Source organism: Gemmatimonadaceae bacterium, assembly GCA_019752115.1.
GTDB lineage: Bacteria > Gemmatimonadota > Gemmatimonadetes > Gemmatimonadales > Gemmatimonadaceae > Gemmatimonas.
The window spans coordinates 59,957-78,702 of sequence record JAIEMN010000023.1; the positions used below are offsets into that span (position 1 = coordinate 59,957).

Consider the following 18,746-nt stretch of genomic DNA (forward strand, 5'->3'; position numbering starts at 1 on the left):
CCCCATATCTTTGGGGCATGGAAATCCTGCGTGATCCGCTATGGAACAACATCCGGCTCGACCCGCTGGCGCTCACCCTGCTCGAGACGCCCGTGGTGCAGCGCCTGCGCTACGTGCGCCAGCTCGGCCTGGCCTTCCTGGTCTACCCGGGCGCCACCCATTCCCGGTTCGAGCATGCGCTCGGTGCCTGGCACCTCGCCGGCATGGCCATGCGCCTCCTCGAAGAGCGCGGCGCACTCGCCGGCATCAGCGTCCGCGACCAGCAGGTCGTGCGCGCGGCCGCCCTGCTCCATGACGTGGGCCACTACCCGTTCTCGCACGCGCTCGAGGAGATCGGTGTCACCGACCACGAGGAAGTCGCCCGCCCGCTGATCACGAGTGGTATCATCGCCGACCATCTGCAGGCCGCGCTCGGCCCAACGGCCCCCGAGGAGATCTTCGCCCTCATCGCCGGACGCAGCGCGCACCCGCTGCAGGGGCTCATCTCGGGGTCGATCGATCTGGACAAGATCGAGTACCTCAAGCGCGACGCGACGATGTGTGGCGTCCCCTACGGCGAGATCGATGTCGATCGGCTGCTCAATTCACTCGTGGTGGTCAGCACGAGCGAGGGCGCGCGTGCCGTTGGGGTGCACGAGAAGGGCCTCTCCGCGCTCGAATCCCTGCTGTTCGCCAAGTACCAGATGTATCGCAACGTGTACTGGCACCATGCGGTGCGCAGCGCCACGGCGATGTACAAGCGACTGGTCGCGGTGGCGATTGAAACCGGCGCGGTCGATTCGCGAGCTGTGGCGCGCTTCACCGATGAAGGACTGCTCGTCCACCTCGACACACCGTCACTGTGCGCGGAGGCCCGGCAGCTGCTCGATGCCATACGCGTACGCCAGCTGCACAAGCGCGCCTACGAGTGTCCGGCCGCGACGCTTGGCGACGAGGTCGGCGAGTGGATTGCCTCCGACTACGCGCTGACCCGCCAGGTGGAGGACGCGCTCGCCCGGGAGCTCGCGCTCCCGTCCGGGGCGGTGCTACTCGACTATCCCGCCAAGACCCAGATGCTTGGGCTCGATCTGCCCATGCTGCGGCGCGACGGTCGCGTCGAGCACCTGACCGCGGCGGGCTGGGATGGGGCCATCAATCTCCCCCGACTGAGCGAAGAGCTCTACCGGAGCGCCCGGCGGCTTCGGGTTCTCACCGCCAATCGGGCCCCCGTTCCGGCGGATCGGGTGCTGTCGGTACTCCGTCTGGAGGCCAGCGACGTCCGGGAGCGGCTGGCGGACGGTCGACCGCTGCTCAGCTAGCAGCCGGCGGGGCCGCGGGCTCGGTCCGGCTCCGCCCATGCGCCTCGGCCAGCTTGCGGCCGAGGCCGCGGTAGAAGGCGGCCTCGACGCCCTTCCCCTCCTCGTCGAGCGAGAGCGCACAGCGCTCGATCGCGTACAGGAGGTTGCCGAGATAGAGCTCGGCGAGGGTGCCTACGGACTCCGAGGGCATACGGGCGAGGAACGCCGCCTCAGGCGGCGTTGCCGTGCACCTGAAGGACCTGCACGACGATGGCCGTGATATTGTCGAGACCACCTCGGCGGTTCGCCTCGGTGATCATGGCCGCCACCATGGCACCCGGCGTCTGCTGGGACTCCATGATCTTCTTGAGCTGCGGATCCTCGACCATGCCGGTGAGACCGTCGGAAGCGACCAGGAAGAGGTCGCCGTTCTGGATCTCGCCCGTGAGGATGTCCGCCTCCACGGCGGCGTTGGCCCCCACGCACCGGGTGATCACGTTGCTGTAGGGGTGGTAGCGCGCCTGTTCCGGCGTAAGGAAACCGGCGTCAACCTGCTCCTGTACGTAGGAGTGGTCCTTGGTGACCTGCCGGAAGACCCCGTCCCGCAGCAGGTAGACGCGGGAGTCGCCGATGTGGCCGATGAGGTAGCGCCCCTGCCCCATCATGAGGCACGACGCGGTGGTGCCCATCCCCTGCTTGTCCGCTTCCTCGATCGTGCGCTCGTAGATCGCGCGATTGGCGGCCTTCAGGGCCTCGGCCATTCGGGGGCCGGCGGCGTCCTGTGCGACATCGCGGACGTCGGTGAGGTCGCGGGCCACGATCTGGACAGCCATCTCGCTCGCCACTTCCCCCGCGGCGTGCCCGCCCATGCCATCGGCCACGATGAAGAGCCCGCGCTCCTGATCGGCATCGGCATAAAGACTGTCTTCGTTGCCTGCCCGAATGCGTCCGACATCGGTACCGGCGGCGACAGAAAGCTGCACGTGGGTGGGGTGATTCGTCTCGTGGGGGACTGCGTGCTGCGCGTACGGCGAAAGCCGAGAGCGAAGCTACCCGAAGGTTGCGCCGGTTGGCAAGCGTGGCGACGAGGTCGCTGGCCGCAAATCGCCGGCCTGCAGCCGAAAGAGCCGCTCATAGAGGCCACCGGCGGCCACCAGCGCACGGTGGGTGCCGCGCTCGACGACCTCGCCGTGATGGAGCACCAGGATCTCGTCGGCGTGCACGATGGTGCTCAGGCGGTGGGCAATCGCGAGCGTGGTCCGGCCGGCCATGAGCGCCGACACGGCCTGCTGGATCTCGGCCTCGATGTGCGAATCGACGGCGCTGGTGGCTTCGTCCAGGATGAGGAGCGCGGGATCAGCCGCAATAGCGCGGGCGAAGGCGAGCAGCTGACGCTCTCCGACGCTGACGCCGCCACCGCGTTCGCCCAGCTCGTGACGCCATCCCTGTGGCAGCCGGTCGATCACCCGGTCGGCACCCACCCGTGCGGCGGCGGCGGCCAAGGCGGTGTCGTCGATGGCGGCAGAGAGCCGGAGATTACTCGCGATATCGCCGGCAAAGAGGAAGATGTCCTGTTGGACATACCCGACGACCGACCGCAGGACGTCCACGGGCAGCTCCCGAATGTCCGTGCCATTGACCAGAATGCGGCCGCGCTGTGGCTCGTGGAAGCGCAGGAGCAGGTTGACGATGGTCGTCTTGCCGGCCCCGGTATGCCCCACCAGCGCGATGGACTGCCCGGGTGCGGCGGTGAACGACACGCCCCGCAGCACCCACCGGGGCTCGTCGGACGTCGCGACCGGGGTCGGCGCGGCATCGGTCGCGCTCTCCTCGGTCACGCCCCCCTCCCGGCCATACGCGAACCACACGTCGTCGAAGGTGACGGTGACCCCGGTCGCCCGCAGCGCGGCGACGCGCTCCATCCGGTTCGCCGTGGGCGCGAGCCCCGGTGCCTCCGGCGTATCGAGCAGGCCGAAGATCCGTTCGGCCGCCGCCATGGCGCCCTGCAGGATGTTGTACTTCTCCGAGAGGTCCTGCAGCGGCTGAAAGAAGCGACGCACGAGTTGCAGGAATGCCGCGACGGTGCCCACGGTGAGAGCACCCGAGCCCACCTGCTCCCCCGCCGTCATCAGCAGGCTCGCGAGGGCAAGCGTGGTCAGAAACTCGATGACCGGGAAGTACAGCGCATAGACCGTGATCGAGCGCAGGTGCGCATCCAGATGCTCCTGATTGAGAGTCTGGAAGCGCGCGATCTCGCGTGGTTCGCGCCCAAAGAGCTGCACGATGCGCAGCCCGGCCAGGCGCTCGCCGAGGAAGGCATTCAGCCGGGCCAGGCGCGCGCGGATCTCCCGGTACGCGTTTCGCACCCGCTGCTGGAAGAGGCGCGACGCCAGCAGCACGAACGGGATCACGACGAACGCCGCCAGGGCCAGCCGCCAGTTGACGACCAGCATGGCCACGCCGATGGCAAGCAGCGTGAACAGATCCCCCAGGCCCGAGACGACGCCCGCGGTGAAGAGCTCGTTGAGCGCCTCCACATCGCTGGTCACGCGGGTGACGAGCCGCCCGACCGGGGTCCGGTCGAAGTAGCTGATGGGCAGCGCCTGCAGTCGGGCAAAGACCGCATCCCGCAGATCGCGCATCACCCGCTGCCCGAGCAGCGAGGTGAACCAGTTCTCGCCGAAGGCGGCGGCAAACTGGACCACCAGCAACGCGGCGAACGCGAGGGCGACCCGCGTCACCAGCCCACCGTCGCGGGTGGGGAGCGCCCGGTCGATGACCCAGCGCGTCAGGAAGGGGCCCGCCAGTTGCATGGCCGCCGCGACCGCAATGCAGCTGAGCGCTGCCAGCATGAGCGGCCGGTATGGACGCACGTATACCAGAAGACGCCGCACGAGACGCGCGTCGTACGCCTTCCCCAGCGCGTCGTCGTCGGGAGATCCGGATCCAGCTACGGCAGCCATGCCCGGCGCAATCTAGCGGAGCGGGACCGGAATTCGCGGGACCCGGTTGGCGGTCCCGATAGTTTTCCGGGGATGAAGGACAAGATCCGTATCCGCGGGGCCCGGCAGCACAATCTCAAAGGCTTCGACCTGGACCTCCCCCGACGGGCCATCACCGTGGTGACCGGCGTGTCGGGGTCGGGGAAATCGTCGCTGGCGTTCGACACGATCTATGCCGAAGGACAGCGGCGCTACGTGGAGTCGCTCTCGGCGTACGCGCGCCAGTTCCTCGAGCGCATGGAGAAGCCGGCGGTCGACTCGGTGGACGGCCTCTCGCCAGCCGTGGCGATCGAGCAGAAGAATCCGACGCGCACGTCGCGCTCCACCGTGGGAACCGCGACCGAGATCTACGACTATCTCCGCCTGCTCTGGGCCCGCGTGGGGCGCACCTACTGCCGGGTCTGCAACCGCGAGCTCAAGCCGGATACGGTGCAGTCGGTCACGGATATCGCGCTGGCGTTGCCGGAGGGCACGCGCTTCATGGTCGCCTGCCCGTTGGTGCGCTCCACCGAGGTCACGCATGCCGTGATCGCCGAGAATCTGCGCGCCCGCGGATTCGTGCGCGTGGCCGTGGGGACGACCGTGCATCACCTCGATGAGCTCACGCCGGCGGTGCTGGACCTGGCGAGCGCCGCCGACGTGCTCGTGGTCATCGACCGCTTGCGCGTGGAGAGCACGAGCCGCGGACGCATCGCCGACGCCGTGCAGACCGCGTTCAACGAGGGGGACGGCGATGCGGTGCTGCTCTTCCCCGAACCGGTGCAGCCGCCGGCCGGACTCGTGGCCGGCGACCGCCCCACGCCGCGGCTGTCGTTCACCGAACGCTTCGAGTGCCCGAATGACGGGACGCGCGCGCCGCTGCCCACGCCGCAGCTGTTCTCGTTCAACAATCCGCGCGGCGCCTGCCCCACCTGCAACGGATTCGGTGCCACGCTCGATTACGACGAAGCGCTGATCGTCCCCAATCAGGAGCGCTCGGTGCGCGAGGGCGCCATCGACCCGTGGACGGCGCCGCGCTACGAAAAGCAGCGCCGGCTGGTGGTGGAGTTTGCCCGCACGATCGGGGTAAGCCCCGATACACCGTGGAAGCAGTTGCCGGCGAAAGCGCGCGAACAGTTCCTGCACGCCAAAACGCGCGCGTATACCGGCATCTATCCCTTCCTCGACGCGCTGGAGGAGAAGAAGTACAAGCAGTACATCCGCATCTTCCTGCGGCAGTACCAGAGTGCCCGCGACTGCCGCAGCTGCGGCGGCACCAAGCTGCAACCGGATGCGCTGCAGGTCCGCGTGACCGATCGCACCATTGCCGATGTCGCGCGCCTGCCGGTCCGCGACCTGCGCACGTGGCTGGACGACCTGTCGCTCACCGGGGCGGATGCGCAGATCGCCGACACGGTGCTGCGGGAGGCCCGCGCGCGCACCCGCTTTCTGAGCGACGTCGGACTCACGTACCTCACGCTCGATCGCGCGACCCGCACGCTCTCGGGCGGCGAAGCGCAGCGCATCACCTTGGCCAATGCGCTTGGGGCCGCGCTCGTGGACGCGACCTATGTGCTCGACGAGCCGAGCATCGGCCTGCATCCCCGCGATCTCGATCGCCTGCTCACGCTGCTCGTGCGGCTCCGGGAGCTCGGCAACACCGTCATCATGGTGGAGCATGACCTGGAGGCGATGCGCATCGCCGACCACATGGTGGAGATGGGCCCGGCCGCAGGCGAGCATGGCGGCCAGGTGGTGTTCAGTGGCCCGATGCGCGACGTCGCGCAGAGCCCGTTGACCGGTCAGTACCTCACCGGCGCGCGCACGATTCCGGTGCCGGCGCACCGCCGCCCGGTGGGACCACGCTGGCTCGAGCTCACCGGCGCCCGCGCGCACAACGTGCACGGTGTGGACCTGCGCATTCCGCTCGGGGCGATGACGGTAGTGACGGGGGTGTCAGGCTCGGGCAAGAGCACACTCGTGCACGATGTGCTCTTTCACGCGCTGGAGTCGTCGCTGCACGGCGAGCATTCGGCCAAGGAGCATCTGGGGGAGACCGTCGGCAGCTACACCAGCCTCACCGGTGCCGAGCATCTCGATGATGTGGTGCTCGTGGACCAGAGCCCGATCGGCAAGTCTCCCCGCTCGAATCCGGTGACATACGTGAAGGCGTACGACGAAATCCGGAAGCTGTTCGCCGAAACGCCGCTGTCGAAGACGCGGGGCTACGGGCCTGGCCACTTTTCCTTCAATGTGGCGGGCGGGCGATGCGAGACCTGCGAGGGGGCCGGCGCGATCGAAGTGGAGATGGTGTTCATGGCCGACGTCTTCGTGCCCTGCGACGCCTGCGGCGGCAAGCGCTTCAAGCCCGAGGTGCTGGAGGTCCGCGTCAAGAACAAAACGATCGCCGACGTGCTCGAGCTGACGGTCGACGAAGCCATTCGCTTCTTCCCCCGCGAAGACAAACTCGCGCAGGCGCTCTGGCATGTGCAGCAGGTCGGCCTGGGGTATCTGCGCCTGGGCCAACCGGCGACGACGCTCAGCGGCGGCGAGGCGCAGCGCCTCAAGATCGCGCGCGAGCTGGCGCTCACCGCGAAAGGCGCCGCGCGCAAACTGTACGTCCTGGATGAGCCCACCACCGGCCTCCATCTCGAGGACATCCGCCGGTTGGCCCAGGTGTTTGAGCGCCTGCTGGATCAGGGCCATACCCTGCTGCTGATCGAGCATCATCTGGATGTGATCAAGCTCGCCGACTGGATCGTGGACCTGGGCCCCGATGGCGGCGACGGCGGCGGGCGCGTGGTGGTCGCGGGGCGCCCCGAGGAGATCGTGCGGCACGCGGGTTCGCATACCGGCAAGTGGCTGGCGACGGTGCTGCCCACGTCGTAAACGGCGGTCCCGCAAGCGATTGCCTCGTGCGGCTTGACTCCGGCAATCGGCCCGGTGATAATACGAGGCTCTGGTGCGGCCGGTTGGCATGGCCGAGCCGGGGTGCTATTCCCGGGTAGCTCAGGTGGTAGAGCAGGTGACTGTTAATCACCCTGTCGGGGGTTCGAGTCCCTCCCCGGGAGCTGTCAACACAAGTCGATACACAGGAACGCCCGTGGCCACATCGGCCGCGGGCGTTTTTGTTGTGCCGGGCGCGACGCGGGCGGCGGATCTGGCGGAGCCCCGATGGCGCGAACGCGCGCTGAATGAATGCATGTTCATGAACATCTCAACATCTATGCCGCCGCGTGTTTCGCGCGCGGACAACGTCATCACGGTGTTCGTGCAAAGCGAGCATCGGTGATGACGTGCTATCGCGTGAGGCGTCGTGTCAGTGAAGCATTGCAGGCGTTGAGCCGCGCGACTCGAACGGAGCCGCGGGTGCTCACGACCGTTGTTCACTGAGCCCAATCGATATGCTCCGATTCACGCGACGCCGACGGCAGGCGGGGTACACCACGATCGAATTGATCATGGTGGTGGTCGTGACGGGCGTGCTGTTCGCGATCACGCTGCCCCGTTTCTCGACCATCAAGTACGGCACCACGCTGCGCGCCGGCCGACAGCAGCTTTCGAGCGTGGTGGCCAGCGCGCGCGCGGCGGCACTGCTCAAGGGAAAGTCGGCGGTGCTCGTGACCGGCTCCAACATCGCGACCGTGTGGGCTCAGACCGGCCTCGCCGGCAACTGGGTGCGCGTCGCCGGGCCGGTTCGCTTTGACGACACGGGGCTGACGCTCACGCCGCTGGGCAATGCGCCGGCGGCGCTGGTTTACGACGCGCGCGGGCTGCTGTCGCCCGTGCCGGCGGAAATTCTCAAGTACGAGTTGTCCATGCCGGGCTATGCCGACACGCTCTGCGTCAGCCGGGCCGGTGTGATCATGCAGAAGGGGTGCACGCTATGACCACCTGCCCACCGCAGACCGCGGCGCGCGCGCCGCGACGGCGCACCACCCGTGGCGGCTTCACGATCATCGAAGTCCTGGTGTCGTGCGTGATGCTCCTCGTCGCCGTCTCGGCGCTCCTCGGCTCCTCCGGTGCCGTGGCACGGGAGGTGGGCGGCGGCAATGCGCAGACCCTCGCCGCTACCATGGCACAGGCGCGTCTGGACTCGCTGACCAGCCTCGCCTGCACGCAGCTGCAGGCCTCCGGCGGCTCGCGCACCTTCCGTGGCGTCCAGGAAGTCTGGACGGTCACCGATGGGCGCAACATCAAGACGCTCGACGTGCGCATCACCGTGCCCCGTCGCACGAACCAGCTCCGCTACCGGATGGTGGTCCCATGCCGCGATTGAGGTCGACCGCCCTGCCGCGCGGCCGGCGCGGCTTCTCGATCGTGGAGCTGCTCATTGCGCTCGTCATGATGGGCGTCATTGGCCTGGTGGCCTCGCGCCTCATGCTCGGGCAGCAGCGCTTCTACCAGCGGACCAACGAGCAGATGGGCATGCGCCGCGAATTGCGCACGGCGCTGAGCCTGCTGCCCGCCGAGTTGCGCTCGATCTCCTCCTCCGGAGGCGACATCCGGACGTTTGACGCGAACTCCATCACCTTCCGCTCGGTGCTGGGGATTGGCGTGGTGTGCGCCCGCACGAACAACTCCATCGATATCCCGCCCACGAACATGGCGCGGAACTCGCTGTCCGGGTGGTACTCGCAGCCCGCGATCGGCGACACGATCTGGGCGTTCAACGACAGTCTGTCGCGCGGTGCCGAAGACGATGTGTGGACGCCGCTTCGCATCACCGCGGTGCAGTCCTCGACCGGGTACTGCGCCGGGTCGCCCTATACCGATGCCGCGCTCGATGTGAACAAGGCGCGGTGGCGCTTTACCGTCACGCCCAACGTACCGGACTCGGTGGTGGCCGGTGCCGCGCTTCGCTTCACGCGCTCCACCAAGTACGAACTGCAGCAGCAGGGCTCGACCAGTCGCTACTATCTGGCCCGCAGTGAATACGTCAACGGCGCCTGGAGCGCGGCCACCTGGGTCAGCGGGCCGTACGCGGCGCCGACGAACCTGGGGTCGAGTGGCATCCGCCTCGCGATGTACGACAGTACCGGCGCCGCCGTCACCGATGTCGCGCAAAGCCGACGCATCGCGCGCATCGATCTGCGACTGCGCGCCACGGGCCTCAACAGTTCGGGCACCTTCGGGGTGACGAACACGTCGAACACGGATTCCGTCCTCTTCCGCATCGCCCTGAGGAACCGGCAATGATCCAGCGCACCCTTCGTCTCATGTTCACCCGCCGCCGAGCCACCGACGGCGACACCGCGCGACCGGCGTATCCCACCCCAGCGGTTCGACTGCGGGCCCGACAGGGCATCGCCATGGTGATCGCCCTGATCATCGTCGTGCTCGGTGTGCTTTCGACCGGCGCGATCTTCACCGCGATGCAGGAGTTCCGCGGCGGTCGCAATTCGCTGGTCGAACAGCGCGCGTTTGCGGTGGCCGAGTTCGGGCTCAACTCCGAAATCTCCAACTGGAACCGCAGCCGCAACCTGCCGCCGCCGACGGGCATGGCGATTGGCGCGATCGATTCGTCGAACGTGTTCGTCGCCAACCTCGACACCGCCAAGGTGTACATCCAGCGGCTGACGCAGAACACGTTCGCCGTGCGCTCGGTGGGCCGTGCCTCGATTGGCATCGACCAGATGGAAGCGCAGCGGCAGACGCAGGTGATCGTGCGTATTGCGTATCCGACCATCAATCCGGGCGGGGCCATCACCACCGCCGGCAACATCGACGTCAAGGGATCGGCCGCCATCACGGGGATCAACACCAACCCCGCCGGCTGGACCCAGTGCGCCAACATCGCCGGGCGCGACACCTTCGCGATCAGCTATGCACCGGGCAAGTCGGTGTCGATTCAGAAGGCCAACATGGTCACCAACGGCATCAACGCCGATGTGGCGGCCGGTGACTCGAACACGTATGTCCGATACGGCACGGAAAGCTGGAACACGCTCGTCGCCAACGCGGACATCACGCTCCCGGGCGGTACGTACGGGCCCGAGCCGGTCGGCACGGCGACGACGTGTGACTATTCGGGCATTGAGAACTGGGGCGAACCGTTGCGCGTCGGCGGCGGCGGCGTGACCTATGTCGCTGGCTGCAAGGACTACTTCCCGATCATTTACGCGTCCGGCAGCATTGGGCTCAGCAAGGGCCGCGGCCAGGGCATCCTGCTCGTGAATGGCGACGTGCGACTGAACGGCAACTTTCAGTGGTACGGCCTGATCATCGCCCGTGACGACATCGTGAAGGGCAATGGCACATTCGACATGTGGGGCTCGGTCATGTCGCGCAACGCCGACGTGACCGACCCGAACTCCATCACCGGTAACTCGAACTTCCAGTGGTCCAAGTGCGCGGTGGAATCCGCGCTGCGCGGCTCGGCGATCCTGACCCGCACCCGAGAACGCAGCTGGGCGCAGATCTACTGAGCGGGTGGTGCGTCCTCACGCATCGCATCCACGGTGACCTCATCACGCACGCGGATCCATCCCGGGTCCGCGTGCGTCGTATTGATCCCGAACACCACGCCCCCGCCCTCTCGGCGATAGGTCGCCATGGTGCGCAGCGGTTCGGCGCCGCGTTCAAGGGTGTCCGGGTCGATCGTGGTCAGCACACAGCGTGGACAGCGTGAGCCGAGGCCCAGCGCCACGTCGCCGATGCGCACGGCGCGCCACGTGTCTTCGGCATGCGGCGCCAGGCCGTCGAGCCAGATATTGGCCCGGAAGCGCCGCCGGTCCATCAGGGCGAAGGCCCCCTGCTCCACGAGTCGCGCATTGAGTGCCTCGATGCTGGCGAGCCCCAGCACGAGCAGCGGGGCCCCGTCGGTGAACGTGACATGCCGCCCGGCAAACGGGAGCGGGCCGGCAAAGCGCGGCGCCAACGGGCGCTGGGTCTCGCGGCTCACCCGTACCAGCCGACACGATTGCCCGAGCACATCGGCGCACCACGCACTGGCCTCGTGGCTCGCGGCCCGCGCCACGACGGCATCATCCCAGATCTGCACCGGCACGAGCGGCGCGCTCGCCTCCGGCACCGGGACCACCATGGGCGAGCGCCCGGGCGCGGTGAGCGTCATCGTCCCATCGCGCGCCGTGTCCACGACCTGCGGGGCGATGGTGAGCAGCGCCGGTACGGTGCGGGCGGTGATGGCCTGCCCGGCGTCGTCGACGAGCAGCCACCGACGATCGCCCACCGCGCCCCACGCGTCGAGCTCCATCGCACTCACCTCGATCCCCGCCGCCGACTTGAGCGGATAGATCGTGAGGGCGGCGACCCGCGGCACGGGCGTCATGCGCGGCCGGCCGCCGTGCGCTGGCGATTCCAGTACGCGTACACCGGGAGCCCCAGCGCCAGCAGGATGGCGCCGCGCAGCGCATTGCCCGGATTGGAGACGATCGAGCCAATCACCACGTAGATCGCGGCCGCCACGAAGATGGCCGTACTCACCGGGTGGAGCCACGCCTTCACCGAGGGCTGCTGGCCGGCGCCATCGCGCGCGCGAAGCACAAAGAGCGACGCCGCCGTGGAGCCAAAGAAGATCCAGTCCGCAAACACCACATAGTCCAGCAGCTGGCCATACGTGCCGGTGAGGAGCAACGCCAGCGCAACCGCGCCCTGCGCGAGCAGCGCCGCCACCGGCGTCTGCGCGCGGGGGTGCAACGTGGCCATGCTGCGGAAGAAGAGCCCGTCGGCCGCCATGGCCTGGTACACGCGCGCCGACATGAGAATGACCATCCCCAGAAAGCCCACGGTGGATGTCACGATGCCCGCCGTGATGAGCGTGCGACCGGTCGCACCGAGATACACGAACATCGTGTCGGCGGCCGGCGCGCGGCTGGCGGCGAGCCCGTCGAGCCCCAGCGCGCGCAAGTACGCGAGATTCACCAGCAGGTACGTCGCCGCCACGATCAGCACGCCCAGAATGAGGGCGCGTGGCAGCGTGCGGGCCGGGTCGATCAGTTCCTCGGCCACGGCGTTCGTCTGCTGCCATCCCCCGAAGGAGAAGAGCACGGGGACGAGCGCGGCGCCCATCGCCACGACCGTGGCCCACGCGCCGGCCGGGGGCTGCGGGACGGCTGCCGGGTCGATCACCACCGGCGAGGGGTGTTGCGGCGTGAAGGAGAGGGCGGCCACGACGAGCACCGCGATCGCGGCCAGCTTGAGCACCGTGAGCACATTGCCGGTGGTGGCCCCGATGCGCACGCCGAGCACGTTGAGCAGGGTGAGCACCGCGATGAGCGTGATCGCGATGGGGCGACCGGCGCCCGCGCCCAGCCCGAGGAGGTCGGCGAGATAGTTGGCGCCGGTCATGGCCACGGCCGCGATGGCGCCGGTGGCCATGATCAGGAACAGCGCCCACCCGTACAGGAAGGCGGGGAGGGTGCCGTAGGCGTCACGCAGGTACACGTAGGTGCCGCCGGCCTGCGGGCGGCGCGCCCCCAGCTCGGCGTACACAAAGCCGCCGATGATGGCCACGAGGGCGCCAAGCCCCCACGCCCCGAGGGTGAGCGGGGCGGTGCCGACCCGCTGGGCCACCACGGCCGGCGACAGGAAAATGCCCGCCCCGATGATGCCACCGACGACCAGCATGGTGCCTGAAAACGTGCCGAGCTTGGCGGCGTAGTGAACGGACATGGGGCCCAAAGTGTCCCATGTACATTTCAGGCGCTACCAGCGGTTTCAGTCGCCGGTGGCTCCAGCCCGTCCCACTTCTTCCGTTTCCCAATGTCCGTCGACCTGATCCGTCGTCCTGCCCAGCGCCCGCGCCGCCCGCTGGGGCGCGCCGTCGGCCATACCCTGCTGGCGATCGCGTTGGCCGTGCGCCCCCTCGCGCTGGTCGCGCAGAAAGCGCCGAGCATTCCCCACGAGAAGTACACCCTGCCCAACGGCCTCGAGGTCATTCTGCATGTGGATCGCTCGGTCCCGATCGTGGCCGTCGAGCAGTTCTACAAGGTGGGCTCGGGCGACGAGAAGAAGGGGCGGACCGGCTTCGCCCATCTGTTCGAACACGTGATGTTCATGGGGTCGCAGAACGTGCCTGTCGGCAAGTTCGACGAATGGCTCGAGGCCGCGGGCGCGAGCAACAACGGCTCGACCACCGAAGACCGCACCAACTACTACGAGACCGGCCCATCGAATGCCCTGCCCCTCATGCTCTGGCTCGATGCCGATCGCATGGGGTGGCTGCTCCCCACGATGGATCAGGCCAAGCTCGACCTGCAGCGCGACGTCGTGAAGAACGAACGCCGCCAGAGCTACGACAACGTCCCGTACGGGCGCGCCTTCGAAACGCTGCTGCCGGTGATGTTCCCCGCCGATCACCCGTACTCGTGGCCGGTGATCGGGTCGATGTCCGATCTGAGCGCCGCCGCGCTCGACGATGTGAAGGACTTCTTCCGCCGCTACTACGCGCCCAACAACGCCACCATCACCATCGCCGGTGACTTCAACCCCGATTCGGCCAAGGCGTGGGTATCGAAGTACTTCAGCCGGATTCCGCGCGTCGAGGCGCCGGTGCGCCCCACGGTGCCGGCGGTGCGCCTCACGAAGGACACGGTGCTGGTGATGGAGGACCGCGTGCAGCTGCCGCGCGTGTACTATGCGTGGCACGGCGTGAAGGCCTTTTCGAAGGATGATGCGGCGCTCGAGGCCCTTGGGGAGATTCTCGCCAACGGCAAGAGCTCGCGCCTGTACAAGACGCTCGTGTACGAAAAGCAGATCGCGGCGAGTGTGAACTACGGCAACCAGTCGAACAAGCTGGACGGCCTGCTGCTGCTGAGCGCCACCGCCAAGCCCAATGTGCATCCGCGGGAGCTCGATGCGGAGATCGCGAAGACCATTCGCGACATTGCCACCAACGGCATCACCGATCGGGAGCTGACGCGCGTCAAGAACGGCGTGCGGGCGTCGATGCTCGATCGCCTGTCCAGTGTGCTCGGCAAGGCGTCGCAGCTCAGCTACTACAACTACTTCACCGGCACGCCGGATTACATGGCCCAGGACCTCGCGCGCTACGAGGCGCTCACCGCGGCCGACATTCAGCGCGCGGCCCAGCAGTACCTCGTGCAGCAGCCCAAGATCGTGCTCACCGTTGTGCCCGAGGGGAAGAAGGACCTCGCGCTCACCACGCCCGCCGGAGGGGCCAAGTAATGACGCGTTCCCAGATCCTCCGCTCGTTCGCGATCGGCACGATGGTCAGCGCGCCGGTGGCGCTCGCGGCGCAGGCCACCGTGCAGGCGGCGAGCACGACGCCGCCCAAGCTGGCGGCCCCCAAGGCGCTCACGTTGCCCAAGGCCATGGAGCACACGCTCCCCAACGGGCTCAAGCTGGTGTTCGTGGAGCAGCACGAGATTCCGGTGGTCGATGCGCAGCTCGTGATCCGCACCGGCTCGGAAGCGGACCCCAAGGGCAAGGAAGGCGTGGCCACGCTGACCGCCGACCTGCTCGACGAAGGAGCCGGGTCGCGTGATGCCTTGGGCCTCGCCGACCAGATCGGCTATCTCGCGATTGGCCTCGGGACCACCGCCGGTTTCGAGCAGAGCCAGGTATTCCTCCACGCGGCGCGCGCCACGCTCGACAGCGGCATGGCGCTGATGGCCGACGTGGTCCTGCGGCCCACCTTCCCGGAGAAGGAGTTCACGCGACTCCGCGACCAGTGGCGCACCTCGCTGCTGCAGGAGCAGGATCGCGGTCCGGCGCTCGCCGACCGCGCCTTCGCCGCCCTGCTCTACACCGAGCAGCATCCGTACGGCCGCAGCACGCGCGGCACGACCGAGTCGGCGCAGGCCGTCGCGCTCGACGATGCCAAGGCCTTCTGGAAGGCGTGGTACCGCCCGAACAACGCCACGCTGGTGATTGTGGGCGATCTCTCGTTTGCGGAGGCACAGGCGCTCGCAACGCGCGCCTTCGGCAGCTGGCAGCAGGCGCCGTTGCCGCCCCGCCCGGTGTATGCGTCGAACAAGATGGCTCCCAAGCCCACGACCATCTACATCGTGGACAAGCCCAAGGCCGCGCAGAGCTCGTTCCGCGTGGGGGCGATCGGGGTGGCGCGCAGCACCCCCGACTACTTCCCGCTCACCGTGCTCAACACCGCGCTCGGTGGCTCGTTCACGGCGCGCCTCAACAACACGTTGCGGGAAAAGAAGGGCTATACCTACGGGGCGAGCTCGCGCTTCACCATGCGACGTGAAGCCGGCCCGTTCGTGGCGAGCTCCGAAGTCGTCTCGGCCAAGACCGACTCAGCGATGATCGAGTTCATGAACGAACTCAAGGCCATTCGGAAGCCGCTGCCGGCGACGGAGCTGGCCAAGACCAAGCGGTACCTGCAGCTCGGGTACGCCGATCGGTTCGAGAGCACGGGCGACATTGCCAACCAGATTGCCTCGCTCATTCCGTACGGCCTGCCGCTCAGCACGCTCACGGCGTTCAACGGTGGCATCGGCAACGTCACCGCGGCGGACGTGCAGCGGGTGGCGAACAAGTATCTCGATCCCGATCACCTCACGATCGTCATTGCCGGTGACCGGGCGAGCATCGAAGCGGGTCTCAAGGCCACGAAGATCGCGCCGGTGGAAGTGCGCGATGCCCGTGGGCGTCCGGTGATCACGCCGTGAGCGCCGCCATGCCCATGACCCGTCGCGCGATGGTGTGCGCGTCGCTGGCCCTGCTCGGCGCCTGTGCCGGCGGTACGAGCGGCACTGGTGCGGCGCCGACGCCGGCGGCGCGGGTCGGTGCGCGCCCGAACGCGCGCGCCGCCAACGCCGCGCCCATGCTGGTGAGCGGCGCGTGGCTCGCCGAACACCTGAACGACAAGGATGTCGTCGCGCTGCATGTCGGTTCCAAGGCGCAGTACGACAGCGGCCACGTGGCCGGCGCGCGTCATGTGGCGCTCGATGAGATCTCGCTGCCCACCACGCCAGGCGGCCTCTCGCTGCAGATGGCCGGCGAGGCGCAGCTCAAGGCGTGGGCCGAGAAGAACGGCATTGGCGACAAGACCCGCATCGTGGTGATCGCGCACGATGCGAACATCCAGTCGGCCACGCGCGTGTTCTTCACGCTGAGTTATCTGGGCGCCGGTGACCGCACGTCACTGCTCGATGGCGGATTTCTGGGCTGGAAGAGCGACAAGCGGGCCGTGAGCACCGCCGCGCCGGCGCCCGCGGCCGCCGCGACGTTCACGCCGCGCCTCCGCGCCGATCTCATTGCGTACATCGCCGAGGTCGAGCGCGTCTCGAAGGACGGCTCGCGGGCGCTGGTGGATGCCCGACTGGCCAACTTCTACAACGGTCAGGGGGGCGGCTATCCGCGTCCGGGGCATATCCCGAATGCGGTGAACATCCCGCTCAACACGGTGAGTGCGGGCGGGTTCGTGAAGCCGGCGGCCGAACTCAAGACGCTGTTCGTGAATGCCGGCGTGACCGGCGACAAGCCGGTGATCACGTACTGCCACATCGGGCAGCAGGCCACAGTGCTGTGGTTCGTGGCGACTCTGCTGGGGTACGACGCGCGGATGTTTGACGGGTCGTTCCAGGAGTGGAGCGGGCGGGCGGATTTGCCGGTGGTGGGGCCGAAGCCGCCGCCGGGGGGTTGATGGCGGGGACGGCGGAAGCCTGAACGGCGGAAGCTGAACGGCGGAAGCTGGACGACGAGGAACTACGAACGGCGGGCTCGCTTAACGCGGGGCCCGCCGTTTCGTCTATTGGGGCATGATTGCCATTTCCACTCTCTTTGCGCTGCTGCTGCAGGTGCCGGACTCGGCGGCGTTTGCGCGGGCGGCGAACTATGCGGCGTCCACCGATGGGCAGGCCGTCCTCGTGATGCATCGGGGGCGCACTGTGTACGAGACCTACATGGCCGGCGGGAGCGCGTCGAAGCGCTCCGGGCTCGCCAGTGGAAGCAAGAGCTTTGTCGGCGTCGCCGCGCTCGCGGCGGTGGCTGATGGGAAGCTCAATCTGGATCGGCCGGTCGGCGACTATCTCCCCGAATGGCGGAACGATCCGGCGAAGCAGCGCATCACCGTGCGGCAGGTGCTCTCGCTCGAAAGCGGGATGCAGAGCGGCAACCCCGGCACAGGGTGCGGCGGCCCGGGCAAGACGTGGACTGATGCGATCAACGCGGGCACGTTTGCCGCGCCGGGGGAACAGTTCCGCTATGGCCCGTATCCGTTCATCGTGGGCGGCGCGGTGATCGAGAAGGTCACCGGTGAGCGCTTTGAGGACTACCTCGAGCGGCGCATTCTCAAGCCGCTCGGAATCCGTGTGGACTGGGTGCTCAAGTGCGGCGACGGCAAGCCGCAGCTGGCGGGTGGCGCCAGCACGACGGCGCGCGACTGGGCGGTGTTCGGCGAGTTCGTCCGGCGCGATGGCGAGTACAACGGACGCCGTATCCTCCCGCCAGGACTGGTGCGCGAGCTCTATCAGCCATCGGGCGCCAATCCGAACTACGGCATGAGCTGGTGGCTCGTGGGGGCGGCGCTGCAACGCAATCCGGCCATGGGCATTGAGCAGGCCGATGGCGGCGGAATCGGAGGTGGCCGCATGGGCGGGGCCGGTGGAAAAGGCCGCGCCGGTGGCCGCGCGGGTGGCCTCGGCGGCCGCCTCGGGGCGTTACGGCGCGCCCGGGCAGCCCGCCGTGGCGGCGGCGGTGGCGGCGAGGAGGGCAGCCGCATTGGCACCGGGCCGGGCGCGCCAATGCCCGCGTGGATGCCCGCGGACCTCTTCATGGCCGCCGGGATGGGCAAGCAGCGCCTCTACGTGATCCCCTCGATGGAGCTGATCGTGGTGCGGATGGGGCCCATCACGGGCGGGCGGCAGTTCACCGATCTCGCGTTCCTCGAGGCCCTCCTCGGGCCGCGGGTTGGAGGGGCGTCCCGGCTCCGGTAACTTGGGGGACGCGCGGGGGCGTTTTCGCACCGGGAAGACGCCCCCGAACCCTCATCCGGAGCTGCTGTGCCCGACGCCCCCGATGCACTCGCCACCGCCACGACGCCTCTCGTTGGCGTCGTGATGGGCAGTGCGAGCGACTATGACACGCTGGCGCCGGCGTGCGAAATCCTCGCCGAACTCGAGATCCCGTACGAAGCGCGGGTCGTCTCGGCGCATCGCACGCCGGACTGGCTCTTTGAATACGCCGAGCAGGCGCATGGCCGCGGCATCCGCGCCATCATCGCCGGCGCCGGCGGGGCGGCGCATCTGCCGGGCATGCTCGCCGCCAAGACGCTGGTGCCGATCCTCGGTGTGCCGGTGGTGGCCACCGCGCTGAACGGGCTCGATGCCCTGCTCTCCATCGTGCAGATGCCGGCCGGTGTGCCGGTCGCCACCTTCGCGGTGGGCAAGCCGGGCGCCTCCAATGCGGCGCTCTATGCGGCGCAGATGCTCGCGGCGCACGATCCGGCGCTGCACGAGCGCCTCACCAACCGCCGCCGCGTGAAGGCCGCCGAAGCGCTCGCCCGCCCGCTGCCGGCGCCCAACGCCATTCAGCCGTGAGTGAC

General features: G+C 68.4%; 17 protein-coding genes and 1 tRNA gene. 13 read left to right on the plus strand and 5 right to left on the minus strand.

The genetic code is table 11. The features are described 5' to 3' along the window. The first annotated feature begins 17 nt into the window (after positions 1–17). Entirely contained in the window at positions 18–1,298 is a 1,281-nt protein-coding gene (locus tag K2R93_12030) for an HD domain-containing protein (GenBank protein MBY0490561.1), read from the plus strand. Here the strand turns inward: K2R93_12030 and K2R93_12035 are convergent. The 3 genes from K2R93_12035 to K2R93_12045 form a co-directional block, all read right to left on the minus strand. Continuing rightward, positions 1,291–1,488: a hypothetical protein gene (locus tag K2R93_12035; GenBank protein MBY0490562.1), complete on the minus strand. Its 198-nt coding sequence runs from the start codon at positions 1,486–1,488 to the stop codon at positions 1,291–1,293. The genes K2R93_12030 and K2R93_12035 overlap by 8 nt on opposite strands. 19 nt (positions 1,489–1,507) lie before the next feature. After that, entirely contained in the window at positions 1,508–2,260 is a 753-nt protein-coding gene (locus K2R93_12040) for a Stp1/IreP family PP2C-type Ser/Thr phosphatase (protein ID MBY0490563.1), read from the minus strand. A 66-nt stretch (positions 2,261–2,326) separates the two neighbouring features. Next, a complete protein-coding gene (locus tag K2R93_12045; GenBank protein ID MBY0490564.1) occupies positions 2,327–4,240 on the minus strand; it encodes an ABC transporter ATP-binding protein/permease in 1,914 nt (637 codons plus the stop codon). Positions 4,241–4,312: 72 nt separating this feature from the next. Here K2R93_12045 and uvrA point away from each other — a divergent pair, with 72 nt between their 5' ends. The 7 genes from uvrA to K2R93_12080 all read left to right on the plus strand — a co-directional run bounded on the left by uvrA (position 4,313) and on the right by K2R93_12080 (position 10,686). Beyond that, a complete protein-coding gene (gene uvrA, locus K2R93_12050; protein ID MBY0490565.1) occupies positions 4,313–7,147 on the plus strand; it encodes an excinuclease ABC subunit UvrA in 2,835 nt (944 codons plus the stop codon). Positions 7,148–7,256: 109 nt separating this feature from the next. Next, positions 7,257–7,329, plus strand: a tRNA-Asn gene (locus tag K2R93_12055). A gap of 32 nt (positions 7,330–7,361) precedes the next feature. After that, a complete protein-coding gene (locus tag K2R93_12060; GenBank protein ID MBY0490566.1) occupies positions 7,362–7,550 on the plus strand; it encodes a hypothetical protein in 189 nt (62 codons plus the stop codon). Between the two features lie 112 nt (positions 7,551–7,662). Next, the gene (locus tag K2R93_12065) at positions 7,663–8,148 is read left to right on the plus strand and encodes a hypothetical protein (protein ID MBY0490567.1); all 486 of its coding nucleotides are present in this window, start codon (positions 7,663–7,665) and stop codon (positions 8,146–8,148) included. Continuing rightward, complete coding sequence (locus K2R93_12070) at positions 8,145–8,537, plus strand: hypothetical protein (protein MBY0490568.1); 393 nt, start codon at positions 8,145–8,147, stop codon at positions 8,535–8,537. The genes K2R93_12065 and K2R93_12070 overlap by 4 nt, the downstream gene beginning before the upstream one ends. Next, complete coding sequence (locus tag K2R93_12075) at positions 8,525–9,457, plus strand: prepilin-type N-terminal cleavage/methylation domain-containing protein (GenBank protein MBY0490569.1); 933 nt, start codon at positions 8,525–8,527, stop codon at positions 9,455–9,457. The genes K2R93_12070 and K2R93_12075 overlap by 13 nt, the downstream gene beginning before the upstream one ends. Further along, positions 9,454–10,686, plus strand: a complete 1,233-nt coding sequence (locus K2R93_12080; GenBank protein ID MBY0490570.1) for a pilus assembly PilX N-terminal domain-containing protein — start codon at positions 9,454–9,456, stop codon at positions 10,684–10,686. The genes K2R93_12075 and K2R93_12080 overlap by 4 nt, the downstream gene beginning before the upstream one ends. Here K2R93_12080 and K2R93_12085 read toward each other — a convergent pair. Together K2R93_12085 and K2R93_12090 are read right to left on the minus strand one after the other, a co-directional pair. Next, positions 10,680–11,549 (minus strand): MOSC domain-containing protein, encoded by an 870-nt coding sequence (locus K2R93_12085; protein ID MBY0490571.1) that lies wholly within the window; start codon positions 11,547–11,549, stop codon positions 10,680–10,682. The genes K2R93_12080 and K2R93_12085 overlap by 7 nt on opposite strands. Further along, complete coding sequence (locus K2R93_12090; GenBank protein MBY0490572.1) at positions 11,546–12,892, minus strand: amino acid permease; 1,347 nt, start codon at positions 12,890–12,892, stop codon at positions 11,546–11,548. The genes K2R93_12085 and K2R93_12090 overlap by 4 nt, the downstream gene beginning before the upstream one ends. Positions 12,893–12,982: 90 nt before the next feature. Between K2R93_12090 and K2R93_12095 the strand changes: the two genes are divergently transcribed. The 5 genes from K2R93_12095 (at position 12,983) to purE (ending at position 18,741) form a co-directional block, all read left to right on the plus strand. Next, complete coding sequence (locus K2R93_12095; protein MBY0490573.1) at positions 12,983–14,407, plus strand: insulinase family protein; 1,425 nt, start codon at positions 12,983–12,985, stop codon at positions 14,405–14,407. Then, entirely contained in the window at positions 14,407–15,870 is a 1,464-nt protein-coding gene (locus K2R93_12100) for an insulinase family protein (protein ID MBY0490574.1), read from the plus strand. The genes K2R93_12095 and K2R93_12100 overlap by 1 nt, the downstream gene beginning before the upstream one ends. Positions 15,871–15,878: 8 nt before the next feature. Continuing rightward, positions 15,879–16,847, plus strand: coding sequence for a hypothetical protein (locus K2R93_12105; protein MBY0490575.1), 969 nt, complete (start codon positions 15,879–15,881; stop codon positions 16,845–16,847). 115 nt (positions 16,848–16,962) lie between these two features. Then, positions 16,963–18,138 carry a beta-lactamase family protein gene (locus K2R93_12110; GenBank protein ID MBY0490576.1) on the plus strand — a complete coding sequence of 392 codons (1,176 nt, stop codon included), beginning with the start codon at positions 16,963–16,965 and terminating at the stop codon, positions 18,136–18,138. Between the two features lie 123 nt (positions 18,139–18,261). Beyond that, a complete protein-coding gene (gene purE / locus K2R93_12115) occupies positions 18,262–18,741 on the plus strand; it encodes a 5-(carboxyamino)imidazole ribonucleotide mutase (protein ID MBY0490577.1) in 480 nt (159 codons plus the stop codon). Positions 18,742–18,746 lie beyond the last annotated feature (5 nt).

Bases quoted from the DNA above. Each gene is read 5' to 3' on its own strand.
- K2R93_12090 (MBY0490572.1), bottom strand. From the start codon at position 12,892: ATGTCCGTTCACTACGCCGCCAAGCTCGGCACGTTTTCAGGCACCATG.
- K2R93_12110 (MBY0490576.1), top strand. From the start codon at position 16,963: ATGATTGCCATTTCCACTCTCTTTGCGCTGCTGCTGCAGGTGCCGGAC.
- K2R93_12035 (MBY0490562.1), bottom strand. From the start codon at position 1,488: ATGCCCTCGGAGTCCGTAGGCACCCTCGCCGAGCTCTATCTCGGCAAC.
- K2R93_12070 (MBY0490568.1), top strand. From the start codon at position 8,145: ATGACCACCTGCCCACCGCAGACCGCGGCGCGCGCGCCGCGACGGCGC.
- K2R93_12080 (MBY0490570.1), top strand. From the start codon at position 9,454: ATGATCCAGCGCACCCTTCGTCTCATGTTCACCCGCCGCCGAGCCACC.
- K2R93_12030 (MBY0490561.1), top strand. From the start codon at position 18: ATGGAAATCCTGCGTGATCCGCTATGGAACAACATCCGGCTCGACCCG.
- purE (MBY0490577.1), top strand. From the start codon at position 18,262: ATGGGCAGTGCGAGCGACTATGACACGCTGGCGCCGGCGTGCGAAATC.
- K2R93_12100 (MBY0490574.1), top strand. From the start codon at position 14,407: ATGACGCGTTCCCAGATCCTCCGCTCGTTCGCGATCGGCACGATGGTC.
- K2R93_12095 (MBY0490573.1), top strand. From the start codon at position 12,983: ATGTCCGTCGACCTGATCCGTCGTCCTGCCCAGCGCCCGCGCCGCCCG.
- uvrA (MBY0490565.1), top strand. From the start codon at position 4,313: ATGAAGGACAAGATCCGTATCCGCGGGGCCCGGCAGCACAATCTCAAA.
- K2R93_12075 (MBY0490569.1), top strand. From the start codon at position 8,525: ATGCCGCGATTGAGGTCGACCGCCCTGCCGCGCGGCCGGCGCGGCTTC.
- K2R93_12045 (MBY0490564.1), bottom strand. From the start codon at position 4,240: ATGGCTGCCGTAGCTGGATCCGGATCTCCCGACGACGACGCGCTGGGG.
- K2R93_12065 (MBY0490567.1), top strand. From the start codon at position 7,663: ATGCTCCGATTCACGCGACGCCGACGGCAGGCGGGGTACACCACGATC.
- K2R93_12085 (MBY0490571.1), bottom strand. From the start codon at position 11,549: ATGACGCCCGTGCCGCGGGTCGCCGCCCTCACGATCTATCCGCTCAAG.
- K2R93_12105 (MBY0490575.1), top strand. From the start codon at position 15,879: ATGCCCATGACCCGTCGCGCGATGGTGTGCGCGTCGCTGGCCCTGCTC.